Source organism: Bacillus sp. FSL E2-8887 (assembly GCF_038007205.1).
Lineage (GTDB): Bacteria > Bacillota > Bacilli > Bacillales > Bacillaceae_G > Bacillus_A > Bacillus_A mycoides.
In genome coordinates this window covers 3,614,982-3,628,344 of record NZ_JBBOWS010000001.1, presented here as the reverse complement: position 1 = coordinate 3,628,344, position 13,363 = coordinate 3,614,982, and the positions used below count along the sequence as shown (strand labels likewise).

Sequence of the window (13,363 nt, the reverse complement as noted above, 5' to 3'; positions counted from 1 at the left end):
CGTTTTCTACTATCGATTACAAAGTGCATATAAAGGAAGGAGTGGTTGCATCGTAGATTCAATCTTAGCAAGGAATTGTTCGTTGGTCATTGCTGAAAACTCCTCTGGTGATATATGAATACCGACTAATAACTCTGCTTTTTTCACAGTAGCTAAACGTTCAATCATCTTTTGTAAGTCTTCCGTTTCAAGCGTTTTATGCAGTTTTACACCTGGTTTAGTATGGTCAATGGACCAAACGAAGTCATTTGGAATATTTGTTTTTAAATCATTTAAATGTTCTAAGAAGGCGTGAGCCGTCTCCACTTTTTGTGGACACTCATAGATTAAACCAAAGTATATGAAGGCGTGAGTACCCCATAAACCAATTTGAAAGTGTGGTAACATTTTATATCCACGTTTATTTGTTGAAAAAGCAACCCAAGTATCGTTTGGTGGATTGACTTTGCGGCGTGCATGTTTTGCTACATGGTAGAAAAAGTTTTCATCAGTTTGTTGTGATAAATATTCTGCAAATTGTTCCCCTAAAGCTTCTAGCTTAGGATGAATATTCGTTTTAATTGCGCTCATTCGTTCTTCAAGACCATCAACAGTAAAGACTTCAAAATCAGTTGATGTGAATGTTTGTAGTGTCATGATTGTTCCTCCAACTCCTATTTTGTTTTAATTTTAGCATAGCTTGTACTATTCATAAAAAAAACATCACAAAAAAATTTAAATAAAAAAATATAATTTTGTTGCATAGATGATTTATCCAACATAGTATAGTATAAAACAAAAAATCAGAAAATTGAATCAATTCTAGTCCGAGGGCAGACGAATATTGGGAGGAGGCAAAAAAATGAGACAGGTGATTAATGCGTTAAAGAGAACAGATGCTGAAAAGAGAATTCCGGTGCTACGTTTGGAGCTAGATTATGAATTAGCAACTTTATATGATGCGATGATGGATAATGACAAACAGAAAAAAGAAGAGTGCGTACAAAAATTAGAAGTGTTAAGACTTGAAATGATCCGTTTAGAAGCGTAATAATAGTATATGTATAAATAATTAGTTGGTGCGAACCTTATAAAGGGTTCGTTTTTTCTGTGAACAGTATAGATCGGAGTGTTTAAACATGCAAGAAGTATGGAAAGACATCGATACACACGCGAAACAGTGGATTCGAGAAGCCGGAGAACAATTAATGGCGTCACTGAAAAAAACACTTATTATAGAAACAAAGTCAAATGCAGCTGATCTAGTAACAAATATGGACCGAGAAACGGAGCAGTTTTTAATTGGGAAAATTAAAGAAACATTCCCGGCTCATAATATTTTAGGAGAAGAAGGCTATGGAGATGAGATTACCTCTTCTAATGGGGTTGTTTGGTTAATTGATCCAATTGATGGCACGATGAACTTTGTTCATCAAAAAAGAAATTTCGCAATCTCAATCGGGATTTATGAGAACGGTATCGGAAAGATTGGTCTTATTTATGATCCAGTTCATGACGAACTATATCATGCGGTAAAGGGAGAAGGGGCTTTTTGCAATGATTTAGCTATTCCCATGTTGGAAAAAGGAACGGTAGAGCATGGAGTTATAGCTTTGAATGCGATATGGCTTACTGATAATCCATTGCTTAATATGGAAAAAATGATGATGCTCGTTAAGAAGGCGAGAGGTACGAGGTCATATGGTTGTGCAGCGTTAGAAATGGTATATGTTGCCACGGGAAGATTAGACGCATATGTAACACCGCGCTTATCGCCATGGGACTTTGGCGGGGGACAGATTATTGTAGAGGAAGTTGGCGGTAAAGTGACAACGTTCTTGGGAACGCCTCTTTCTATTGTAGAGAAAAGCAGTGTGTTAGTTGCAAAACCAGGAGTATACGAAGAATTATTACCATTTGTATCGCAATAATGAAAAAAAGTAAGAGGCATAAAGAAGCTTCTTACTTTTTAATGTTATTGCGATTTACGCATTTTTCTTTTTGTTACAAAACCGTATCCAACTGTAACAAATGTGCCGATAATGCAAATAATAATGCCGATGGGACTATTTTCAGCAATCATAATTCCGATACCAATTAAGAAGATAACACCGATAATTGCTGTTAATAAAAAGCGATATTGAATGTGTTCCATTTCTTCACCCTCCAATCTTATTTTACTTTCACAAAAGTAAGAATACAACTATATTTTCATTCTTGATTTTATTTTGATTGCCATTGTATCCCCTTCGCTCTTATAATAGAGAAGGATTAAAAAGACATTAGGAGTTGGACATGTTGAAAAAACGACAAGATTTACGAAATATAGCAATTATTGCCCACGTTGACCATGGTAAAACAACACTTGTTGACCAGTTATTACGTCAAGCGGGGACGTTCCGTGCGAATGAACATATTGAAGAACGCGCAATGGACTCAAATGATCTAGAAAGAGAACGTGGTATTACAATTTTAGCGAAGAATACTGCGATTCACTATGAAGATAAAAGAATTAACATTTTAGATACACCTGGTCACGCTGACTTCGGTGGAGAAGTAGAACGTATCATGAAAATGGTTGATGGTGTTCTACTTGTAGTTGATGCATATGAAGGTTGTATGCCACAAACACGATTTGTTTTAAAGAAAGCTCTTGAGCAAAACTTAACTCCAATCGTTGTTGTAAACAAAATTGACCGTGACTTCGCTCGCCCTGATGAAGTAGTTGATGAAGTAGTTGACTTATTCATCGAACTTGGTGCAAACGAAGATCAATTAGAGTTCCCAGTTGTATTTGCATCAGCAATGAACGGAACAGCAAGCTTAGATTCAAATCCAGCAAATCAAGAAGAGAATATGAAATCATTGTTTGACACAATCATTGAACATATTCCAGCACCAATTGATAACAGCGAAGAGCCACTTCAATTCCAAGTAGCACTTCTTGATTACAATGACTATGTTGGTCGTATCGGGGTTGGACGCATATTCCGTGGTACAATGAAAGTAGGACAACAAGTTGCATTAATGAAAGTTGACGGAAGTGTAAAACAATTCCGTGTAACTAAATTATTTGGTTACATTGGATTAAAACGTCAAGAAATTGAAGAAGCAAAAGCTGGAGATTTAGTAGCTGTTTCAGGTATGGAAGACATTAACGTAGGTGAAACGGTATGTCCGGTTGAGCATGAAGAGGCTTTACCATTATTACGTATTGATGAGCCAACATTACAAATGACATTCCTTGTAAATAATAGCCCGTTTGCAGGTCGTGAAGGTAAATTCATTACTTCTCGTAAAATTGAAGAGCGTCTTCGTTCACAATTAGAGACAGATGTAAGTTTACGTGTAGATAATACAGATTCTCCTGATGCATGGATCGTATCTGGACGCGGAGAGTTACATTTATCTATCTTAATTGAAAACATGCGTCGTGAAGGTTATGAACTACAAGTATCTAAGCCAGAAGTAATTATTAAAGATGTTGATGGCGTAAGATCTGAGCCTGTAGAGCGCGTACAAATCGATGTGCCTGAAGAATACACTGGTTCTATTATGGAATCAATGGGTGCACGTAAAGGTGAAATGTTAGATATGGTGAATAATGGAAATGGTCAAGTTCGCCTTACTTTCATGGTTCCAGCACGTGGTTTAATTGGTTACACAACAGAATTCCTAACATTAACTCGTGGTTACGGTATTTTAAACCACACATTTGATTGCTACCAACCAGTACATGCTGGACAAGTGGGTGGACGTCGCCAAGGTGTTCTAGTTTCACTTGACACAGGAAAAGCATCACAATATGGTATTATGCAAGTTGAAGATCGCGGTGTAATCTTCGTTGAACCAGGTACAGAAGTATATGCTGGTATGATCGTTGGAGAACATACACGTGAGAATGATTTAACAGTTAACGTTGTAAAAATGAAACAACAAACTAACATTCGTTCTGCGACGAAAGATCAAACTTCATCAATGAAAAAACCACGCTTAATGACTTTAGAAGAGTCATTAGAGTACTTAAACGATGATGAGTTCTGTGAAGTAACTCCAGAATCAATTCGTCTACGTAAAAAGATTCTTGATAAGAGTGAGCGCGAAAGAGCTGCTAAGAAAAAGAAATCTGTTGAAGCATAAAATAATAGAACAGCTACCTTTTATAAAGGTAGCTGTTTTTTTGTTTTTTGTTTATTTTTTAGAATATTTACTCTTTTTTGTAGACAGTATTTTTTTTGCGAGTTACTCTTGTATTAAGTACATAAAGAGAATTTGTTTCATGAGAAGGGGTGAAAGATAGTGTTAGAAAGAATGTCATTTTTCGCGAAACTTTGTAAAGTTGATGAAAATCCAGAGTTAGGGATGTGGTTGCTTTATGGAACAATAATTTTATTAAGTGCACTTGTATATAATCTAGGATTTGCAAGGAAGCTATCGGTACTAAAAAATATAGTGATATATACATCTTTAGCAATTGGATGCACGGTATTAACTTTTTTTGCAGTTTTTTTACCCGTTGGAGAGGGGCTCGTTGTAGCGGCAATTGTACTTGGAATTTATAGACTGCGTTTACGTCAAGCTAAACAACAAAAAACAGGGTGAAAAAAGGAGGGGCTTTCATGCGCTCAGTACAAGATGCATTATATAATTGGTTAACAATTAAAACGGTTGCGGAAGCACGTCCAGATGATAGAGCTGCACAAGAAACGTATGTATTATTCCAAAATATGATATATGAAGAGCATAAATTACGAAATGTAGAAGTTGAAAAGAACGAGGAAATGTATTTGATTACATATGAAATTGATGGAGAAATAAGGTGTGCAAGATTTCCAGTAGAAGCCATTGATTGTTTTTTGGATCAGATGAATCGTGAACCAGAAAAATACAAATAAGTCCTTATCTATATGATTAAGGACTTATTTCCGGTTTACCAATCGTCTTCTACTTTTTTATCACGATATAATCGGAAATTACCACTCGCATGGCGTTCCGTAGTACGCTCTGCAATTCGTTCCGTACATTCCATGCACATATATGTATGAATAGGGCGATTACGCAGTTTTTTTGCCATAGGATTTTCGTCATCTAACATATCTTTTTTATCACAAATCATACATTTGACTCTCATTTCGTCACCTCAATACGAATTCTATCAGTATAAGTATATCATGGAAGTATAATGTTTTTGAATAATAGCGGGAAAAAATAATATTTTTGCAATTCGAAAAATAGGTTATGATAAGGATATATAAATAATATTTGGAGGTGGAAATATGGCGAATGTAGTTGAGCCTACATTGACAGGTGATTTAGTACAATCGTTGCGTAAAGAGTGTATCGTTATGATAGCAACAACAGATTTCGAAAAACAAATTCCTAACGTAAGTGCTATTTCTTGGGTATATGCAGTGAGTGAAACTAGTATTCGATTTGCGGTAGATCAACGCTCACGTATTGTGGGGAATATACGGCATAGTGCAGGGGTTGTATTGACTATAATGGCGAATGAATCCGTATTTTCCATAAGTGGTGAAAGTGAAATTTTAACAGATAGAATGGAAGGGATTCCTCTAAAATTAACGGTAGTAGAAGTGAATGTACAAGAAGTTCGTGATGTTATGTTTTATGGTGCGAAACTTGCTACTGAACCAACATATGAAAAAACATATGATCTTCGAGCAGCTAAAAAGCTTGATAACCAAGTATTAGTAGGAATGAAAGAATTATAAAGAAGATGAATAGGAACATCGTTCATAAACTTTTACAAGTGAGTATTGTGATTTAATGTGAAAAATTATAATAAAAAGTAATATATTGAATAGAAATGAATAAAAAATAAAGAAAAGGTTTAATTTCTATGAGTTTCGATTCTACCTCGTTTTTACGGTACATATAATTATAACAATGGTTCGTCCATATTTTATGGATGAAACCCTTGTTCTACAAATTTAAAAGTGGAGTCAGGGGGTAACAGGTTGGATAAAATTTATGTGTTAGATACGAATGTACTTTTGCAGGATCCTTTATCTATTTTTTCATTTGCAACAAATGAAGTAGTGATTCCAGCAGTTGTATTAGAAGAGGTTGATTCGAAAAAACGTTATATGGATGAAGTAGGACGAAATGCTCGCTATGTATCTAAGTTAATCGACAAATTTCGCGAAATAGGAAAGCTGCATGAAAGTATTCCGTTAGAAAACGGCGGTACATTTCGTATTGAATTAAATCATCGCTCATTTGTTCAACTGCAAGATATTTTTGTAGAAAAAACAAATGATAATCGAATTTTAGCGGTAGCGAAAAACCTCTCTTTAGAAGAACAAGAAAAAGAGGACGGGAAATCAGTTATTTTAGTAAGTAAAGATGTACTCGTAAGGGTAAAAGCTGATGCAATCGGATTGCAGGCCGAAGATTATTTAAGTGACCGAGTAATCGAAGTGGAAAATATATATTCAGGATTTTTAGAAGGGTATATATCAAAAGAACAGTTAGATTATTTTTATGAAAAAGGTGAACTACCTTTATCTGAAATCGCAAATCATCCTTTTTATCCAAATCAGTTTGTTGTAATGAAAGATGCACTAGGGGGTTCTAGTTCTGCACTTGGGATTGTGGATCATTTAGGTAAGAAGGTAAAAAAACTTATTTTTCACAATGAACAAGTGTGGGGGATACGCCCACGAAACGTGCAGCAAATTATGGGATTAGAATTGCTACTTCGGGAAGATATTCCACTTGTAACGTTAACAGGGAAAGCCGGTACAGGAAAAACGTTACTCGCATTAGCTTCGGGACTAATGCAAACGGAAGATTTAGGGTTATATAAAAAACTACTTGTCGCGAGACCAATTGTACCGGTAGGGAAAGATATAGGCTATTTACCAGGAGAGAAAGAGGAAAAATTAAGACCGTGGATGCAGCCGATTTTTGATAATCTAGAGTATTTATTCAATACGAAAAAGCCTGGGGAGCTAGATGCTATTTTAGCTGGGATGGGTTCGATTGAAGTAGAAGCGCTTACCTATATACGCGGGAGAAGTATTCCAGACCAATTCATTATAATTGACGAGGCACAAAATTTAACGAAGCATGAAGTAAAGACGATATTAACAAGGGTAGGCGAAAAAAGTAAGATTGTATTAATGGGGGATCCTCAGCAAATTGATCACCCGTATTTAGATGAATATAATAACGGTTTAACATATGTTGTAGAGAAGTTTAAAGAACAACGTATTAGTGGTCATGTAAAGTTTGTTAAAGGAGAGCGTTCTAATTTAGCACAACTAGCAGCGGATTTATTATAAAAAGGAGTGAGCTTAAGCTCACTCCTTTTTTGCCTTTTAATTATACAATTTAAATGATTGTAAATTTACGGATGTTACGAATCGGATTTTGTCTATTAGATCCATCATGGAAATATAGATGAACAGGCCCGTCTTCTCGTAATGGTTTACCTTCTTTTGAAAAACCGAGAATAGCTTTATGGGCTGTTTCTAACGGAAGTGTAATTGTATTGTCTGTGGTTGCAATTTCGACATGAGTAGCATCTTCTAAAATTTCAGCATTTTTTAGAAATGGATGAAGTGGTATGCCAAACGTCCCGTTAATAAGCTGTTCTTTTTTATATTTCTTTACACTTTGTTGTATTGGCGGGAAGGCAGCACCATCACGGATTTCGCGATCCCAATGCTCTGAAGTATGTTTTAAGTATGTTTCTAATTCGGATGATGCTTCTCTAGTTTCATCAAAGTAGGTTGTCAAATCTATTTTTCGATCATCGAAAATCCATACAGTTGGATCGATAGTGATTGGAAAACGAACTTTTCCATTAATAAATAAAATTTCGCTCATTGTTGTTCCCCCATTTGTGTTATACTCCCACTTTTCAGTATAATAGTATTAGGCACTGTTGTCACAAAAAATGTTTCTATTGCAATTTATTAAAACTATCGCTAATATTAATAGATATGAGAGAGTAGGACGGAAACGGAGGGAATCAATTTGGCGTCTGAGACAGTATCAAATCATCAGGAAAAGGCACTAGCCCTTCTACAAGCGGATGCAGAGAAGATTTTAAGACTTATTAAGGTACAAATGGACAATCTTACAATGCCGCAATGTCCATTATATGAAGAAGTTTTAGACACACAAATGTTTGGACTATCCCGCGAGGTCGATTTTGCGGTTCGCCTTGGTCTTATTGGAGAAGAACAAGGGAAAGCAATGTTAGGAGAGCTCGAACGTGAGTTGTCTGCACTTCATGAAGCATTTACAAACAAACAACAATAACGGGTTCAAATAAGGGGGCTCAAACTGAAATAGTTTGGGCTTTTTATTTGTTTAATAAAGAAGGAAGAACCTATATACATATGGAATACAACAATAATTAAATTGAAACAGAAAGAGGAAATGAAATGAAAAAAGTATGGAAATCGATGGATTATTCCTTATTACTTCCTCTTGTTATCTTATGTGTGCTGGGAGTAATAATGGTATATAGTTCTAGTTCCATTGTTGCGATTTCGTCGAGACATAACTGGCCAGCAGATTACTTTTTTAAAAAACAATTATTTGCTCTAGCTGTTGGAACGATAATGTTAGCGATTATAGTTGCCATTCCTTATAAGTTGTGGAGAAAGCGAATAGTTTTGATCGCAATGGGAATAGGGAGTATTGGTCTATTAGCAGCAGCCTTTCTTTTCGGTCAGGTCATAAATGGTGCAAAAGGATGGATATTAGGTATACAACCAGCTGAGTTTGTGAAAATAACGGTTATTATTACGCTAGCAAACTTTTTTGCTAAGAAACAAGAAACGCAAACAGCTTTTGTACAAGGGATAATTCCTCCTCTAGCTGTTGTCGGTGGAGCGATGGGATTAATTTTACTTCAAAATGACTTAGGGACCGATATACTAATAGGTGGAACTGTACTGATTATGTTCTTTTGTTCAGGAGTTAATGTTAATTTAAGTATAAAGCGATTCCTCTTAACGTCTATAATATGGATTCCAGCGTTATATTTTATTGGGAACTATAAGTTAAGTCAGTACCAAAAAGCTCGGTTTTCAGTTTTTCTTGATCCATTTAACGATCCTCAAAATGATGGGTTCCAATTAATAAATTCTTTTATTGGAATTGCTTCAGGAGGGCTAAATGGTCGAGGGTTAGGGAACAGTGTGCAAAAATATGGATACTTACCAGAACCGCAAACAGATTTTATTATGGCAATTATATCTGAAGAACTTGGATTTATAGGCGTAGCTGTCATTTTAATCTGTTTACTACTTATTATTATTCGGGCATTTAGGGTTGCACAAAAGTGCAGAGATCCGTTTGGAAGTTTAATAGCAATTGGAATTGCAAGTTTGTTTGGAGTTCAAACTTTTATAAATGTTGGTGGTATGTCTGGGTTAATACCGCTTACAGGGGTACCATTACCGTTTATAAGTTATGGTGGTAGTTCTTTATTGGCTAATTTACTTGCAATGGGTATACTGTTAAATATTGCTAGTTATGTAAAACGACAAGAGAAACAACAAAACAAATTGACTAACGAAATAGAACAAGGTGGACCGCATCTTGTTGTTGTAAAATAAAAAACACATTGAGCTCTAGAGTTCAATGTGTTTTTTATTTTGTTAGATTTTAAATGTGATACAATATTGATTGTTATAAAACGAAAAGTATATTACATTAAAGTGAATGTGATATACAATATTGTTGTTAGAAAAGGAAGAGGTATGCTATACTATTTTTGTGAAACAAATCGATCAGAAAACTTATCATTTGTTGAAAAATAAGGTATGATGGATAAAAATAAAGTGAAGCTTTCTAAGTATAATATAATGTAGAAAGTGAAGAACTTCACGCTCTTTAGAGTGTGTATGTATTTTATCTCTAGAGTGGTAGGAAAATAGAGGGGGAAAATCATGACAAAGCTGCAACGTATTCAAAAAGTATTGGTAGCTAACCGTGGAGAGATAGCAATTCGTGTGTTCCGAGCATGTTCAGAACTTGGATTAAACACAGTTGCGATCTATTCTAAAGAGGATAGCGGTTCTTATCATCGCTATAAAGCCGATGAGTCCTATTTAGTTGGGGAAGGGAAAAAGCCAATTGATGCTTATCTAGATATTGAAGGCATTATTGAGATTGCGAAAAGTAATCATGTAGATGCAATCCACCCTGGATATGGTTTCTTGTCAGAAAATATTCAATTTGCAAAACGTTGTGAAGAAGAAGGGATTATCTTTATCGGTCCAAAAAGTAAGCATTTAGACATGTTTGGAGATAAAGTTAAAGCAAGAACACAAGCGCAGCTAGCACAAATTCCAATTATTCCTGGTAGTGATGGTCCAGTAAATTCAATAGAAGAAGTTGAAGAATTTGCTGAAAAGTATGATTACCCGATTATTATTAAAGCATCCCTTGGTGGCGGCGGTCGCGGTATGCGTATTGTACGTGCTAGTGAAGAATTAAGAGAATCGTATAATCGCGCGAAATCAGAAGCAAAAGCAGCCTTTGGTAATGATGAAGTGTACGTTGAAAAATTCGTTGAAAAACCTAAACATATAGAAGTACAAATTTTAGCAGATGAAGAAGGTAATGTTGTTCATTTGTATGAGCGTGATTGCTCTGTACAACGACGCCATCAAAAAGTAGTTGAAATTGCACCGAGCGTGTCGCTTTCAGATGATTTGCGTCAGCGTATTTGTGATGCTGCAGTAAAGTTAACGAAAAATGTAAATTATTTAAATGCTGGAACGGTAGAATTCCTTGTAAAAGGTGATGAGTTTTACTTCATTGAAGTAAACCCACGTGTTCAAGTTGAACATACGATTACAGAGATGATTACAGGAGTGGATATCGTTCAATCGCAAATTTTAATAGCTGATGGACATGCATTACATAGCAAAATGGTAGGTGTTCCTAAGCAAGAGGAAGTGGTTGTGCATGGATTTGCAATCCAATCTCGTGTAACGACAGAAGACCCACTTAATAACTTTATGCCTGATACAGGAAAGATTATGGCGTACCGATCAGGCGGTGGTTTTGGTGTTCGTCTTGATACAGGTAATAGTTTCCAAGGTGCAGTTATTACACCGTACTACGATTCTTTACTTGTAAAAGTTACTACTTGGGCACTTACTTTTGAACAAGCCGCTGCAAAAATGGAACGTAACTTAAAAGAATTCCGTATTCGTGGTATTAAAACAAATATTCCATTCCTAGAGAATGTAGTAAAACATAAAAACTTCTTATCAGGAGAATATGACACTTCATTTATTGACGCGTCACCTGAACTATTCTTGTTCCCGAAACGTAAAGACCGCGGAACAAAAATGTTAAATTATATTGGTACAGTAACAGTAAATGGCTTCCCAGGAGTAGGGAAAAAAGAGAAGCCAATTTTCCCAGATGCTCGTATACCAAATGTGATACACTCAGAGCCAATGCAAAATGGAACGAAACAAATTTTGGATGAGCGTGGAGCGGATGGATTAGTAAAGTGGGTACAAGATCAAAAGCGTGTACTTTTAACTGATACAACATTCCGTGATGCACATCAGTCATTACTTGCAACTCGTGTTCGTACAAAAGATTTACATCACATTGCAGAGCCGACAGCGAGAATGTTACCAAACTTATTCTCAGCAGAAATGTGGGGCGGTGCAACGTTTGATGTTGCATATCGTTTCTTGAAAGAAGATCCATGGGAACGATTACTAGATCTTCGTGAAAAAATGCCAAACGTTTTATTCCAAATGTTACTTCGTTCTTCAAACGCAGTTGGATACAAAAACTATCCAGATAATTTAATTCGAAAATTTGTAGAATGTTCCGCGCAAGCCGGAATTGATGTGTTCCGTATTTTTGATAGCTTAAACTGGGTAGAAGGCATGAGAGTTGCAATTGATGCTGTACGAGATACTGGTAAGATTGCAGAAGCAACAATGTGTTACACAGGAGAAATTCATGATCCGTTACGCAGTAAATATGATTTAAATTATTATAAAAATTTAGCAAAAGAGTTGGAAGCATCAGGAGCTCACATTTTAGGAATTAAAGATATGGCGGGCTTACTAAAGCCAAACGCAGCATATGATTTAGTTTCAGCATTAAAAGAGACGGTGTCGATTCCAATTCACCTGCACACACACGATACGAGCGGAAATGGTATTTTAACGTATACGAAGGCAATTGAAGCAGGTGTTGATATTGTCGATGTAGCGGTGAGTTCAATGGCTGGTCAAACGTCACAACCAAGTGCGAATACACTATACTATGCGTTAGGTGGAAACGAAAGACAGCCAGATGTTAATATAGACTCATTAGAAAAACTATCTCATTATTGGGAAGATGTACGAAAATATTATGCTCCATTTGAAAGTGGTATGAATGCTCCTCACACAGAGGTATATATGCATGAAATGCCGGGTGGACAGTATAGTAATCTTCAACAACAAGCAAAAGCGGTTGGCTTAGGAGATCGCTTTGATGAAGTTAAAGTGATGTATCGCCGTGTTAATGATATGTTTGGCGACATTGTAAAAGTAACACCATCATCTAAAGTTGTCGGTGATATGGCATTATTTATGGTTCAAAATCACCTAACAGAACAAGATATTTTAGAACGTGGACATGCTATGGACTTCCCAGGATCTGTTGTTGAAATGTTCTCTGGAGATTTAGGACAACCATATGGTGGTTTCCCGAAAGAATTACAAAAAATTATTTTAAAAGGGAAAGAGCCATTAACAGTAAGACCGGGTGAATTATTAGAACCAGTAGATTTCGATGCTTTAAAAGAAGAGTTATTCCACAAACTTGGACGCGAAGTAACAATTTTTGATGTAGTCGCATATGCATTGTATCCAAAAGTATTTATGGACTACGAAAAAGTTGCTGGGATTTATGGAAATGTATCTGTGCTTGATACACCGACATTCTTCTATGGTATGAGACTTGGTGAAGAAATTGATGTGGAAATCGAGCAAGGTAAAACATTGATGGTTAAACTAGTTTCCATTGGGGAGCCACAGCCAGATGGAAATCGTGTGCTTTACCTGGAGTTTAATGGACAACCGCGTGAAATCGTAGTGAAAGATGAAAACGTGAAATCAACTGTTGCACAGCGTGTGAAGGGGAATCGTGAAAATCCAAATCATATTAGCGCAACGATGCCGGGAACTGTTATTAAAGTAGTTGTAAAAGAAGGCGATGAAGTGAAAAAAGGTGATTCCATGGCAATTACAGAAGCTATGAAAATGGAAACGACGGTTCAAGCGCCATTTAGTGGTAAAGTGAAAAAAGTATATGTAAATGATGGGGATGCAATTCAAACGGGAGATTTACTCATTGAATTAGATCATTAAAATAA

General features: G+C 36.0%; 14 protein-coding genes. 10 read left to right on the top strand and 4 right to left on the bottom strand.

All coding sequences use genetic code 11. From position 1 onward, the window contains the following. Window positions 1-9 precede the first annotated feature (9 nt). On the bottom strand, window positions 10-636 hold the full coding sequence (locus NSQ08_RS18390; RefSeq protein WP_002014864.1) for a YktB family protein: 627 nt from the start codon (window positions 634-636) through the stop codon (window positions 10-12). Between the two features lie 205 nt (window positions 637-841). On the opposite strand from NSQ08_RS18390, the gene NSQ08_RS18385 reads away from it, so the two are divergent. Together NSQ08_RS18385 and NSQ08_RS18380 are read left to right on the top strand one after the other, a co-directional pair. Then, window positions 842-1,030, top strand: a complete 189-nt coding sequence (locus NSQ08_RS18385; protein ID WP_002121995.1) for a hypothetical protein — start codon at window positions 842-844, stop codon at window positions 1,028-1,030. 88 nt (window positions 1,031-1,118) lie between these two features. Beyond that, entirely contained in the window at window positions 1,119-1,910 is a 792-nt protein-coding gene (locus NSQ08_RS18380; RefSeq protein ID WP_002033721.1) for an inositol monophosphatase family protein, read from the top strand. A 44-nt stretch (window positions 1,911-1,954) separates the two neighbouring features. Here NSQ08_RS18380 and NSQ08_RS18375 read toward each other — a convergent pair whose 3' ends face one another. Beyond that, complete coding sequence (locus NSQ08_RS18375; protein WP_000400127.1) at window positions 1,955-2,134, bottom strand: DUF5325 family protein; 180 nt, start codon at window positions 2,132-2,134, stop codon at window positions 1,955-1,957. A gap of 140 nt (window positions 2,135-2,274) precedes the next feature. On the opposite strand from NSQ08_RS18375, the gene typA reads away from it, so the two are divergent. From typA to NSQ08_RS18360, 3 genes are all read left to right on the top strand, one after another. Further along, window positions 2,275-4,119 (top strand): translational GTPase TypA, encoded by a 1,845-nt coding sequence (gene typA / locus NSQ08_RS18370; RefSeq protein ID WP_002066916.1) that lies wholly within the window; start codon window positions 2,275-2,277, stop codon window positions 4,117-4,119. A 159-nt stretch (window positions 4,120-4,278) separates the two neighbouring features. Further along, the gene (locus NSQ08_RS18365; RefSeq protein ID WP_002066917.1) at window positions 4,279-4,581 is read left to right on the top strand and encodes a YlaH-like family protein; all 303 of its coding nucleotides are present in this window, start codon (window positions 4,279-4,281) and stop codon (window positions 4,579-4,581) included. 17 nt (window positions 4,582-4,598) lie between these two features. After that, window positions 4,599-4,874 (top strand): hypothetical protein, encoded by a 276-nt coding sequence (locus NSQ08_RS18360; protein WP_002014793.1) that lies wholly within the window; start codon window positions 4,599-4,601, stop codon window positions 4,872-4,874. Window positions 4,875-4,909: 35 nt separating this feature from the next. Here the strand turns inward: NSQ08_RS18360 and NSQ08_RS18355 are convergent, their stop codons facing one another. Continuing rightward, window positions 4,910-5,110 (bottom strand): YlaI family protein, encoded by a 201-nt coding sequence (locus NSQ08_RS18355; protein WP_002088318.1) that lies wholly within the window; start codon window positions 5,108-5,110, stop codon window positions 4,910-4,912. 145 nt (window positions 5,111-5,255) lie between these two features. Here NSQ08_RS18355 and NSQ08_RS18350 point away from each other — a divergent pair, with 145 nt between their 5' ends. Further along, window positions 5,256-5,711, top strand: coding sequence for a pyridoxamine 5'-phosphate oxidase family protein (locus tag NSQ08_RS18350; protein ID WP_002014791.1), 456 nt, complete (start codon window positions 5,256-5,258; stop codon window positions 5,709-5,711). Between the two features lie 246 nt (window positions 5,712-5,957). Continuing rightward, complete coding sequence (locus NSQ08_RS18345) at window positions 5,958-7,286, top strand: PhoH family protein (protein WP_002088317.1); 1,329 nt, start codon at window positions 5,958-5,960, stop codon at window positions 7,284-7,286. A gap of 49 nt (window positions 7,287-7,335) precedes the next feature. Here the strand turns inward: NSQ08_RS18345 and NSQ08_RS18340 are convergent, their stop codons facing one another. Beyond that, window positions 7,336-7,833, bottom strand: coding sequence for a hypothetical protein (locus NSQ08_RS18340; protein WP_002142965.1), 498 nt, complete (start codon window positions 7,831-7,833; stop codon window positions 7,336-7,338). A 150-nt stretch (window positions 7,834-7,983) separates the two neighbouring features. Between NSQ08_RS18340 and NSQ08_RS18335 the strand changes: the two genes are divergently transcribed. From NSQ08_RS18335 to pyc, 3 genes are all read left to right on the top strand, one after another. Continuing rightward, on the top strand, window positions 7,984-8,271 hold the full coding sequence (locus NSQ08_RS18335; RefSeq protein WP_002088314.1) for a YlaN family protein: 288 nt from the start codon (window positions 7,984-7,986) through the stop codon (window positions 8,269-8,271). Between the two features lie 125 nt (window positions 8,272-8,396). Next, window positions 8,397-9,578: an FtsW/RodA/SpoVE family cell cycle protein gene (locus NSQ08_RS18330; protein ID WP_002033727.1), complete on the top strand. Its 1,182-nt coding sequence runs from the start codon at window positions 8,397-8,399 to the stop codon at window positions 9,576-9,578. A 333-nt stretch (window positions 9,579-9,911) separates the two neighbouring features. Continuing rightward, window positions 9,912-13,358 carry a pyruvate carboxylase gene (pyc, locus tag NSQ08_RS18325; protein WP_340777742.1) on the top strand — a complete coding sequence of 1,149 codons (3,447 nt, stop codon included), beginning with the start codon at window positions 9,912-9,914 and terminating at the stop codon, window positions 13,356-13,358. Window positions 13,359-13,363: the final 5 nt, after the last annotated feature.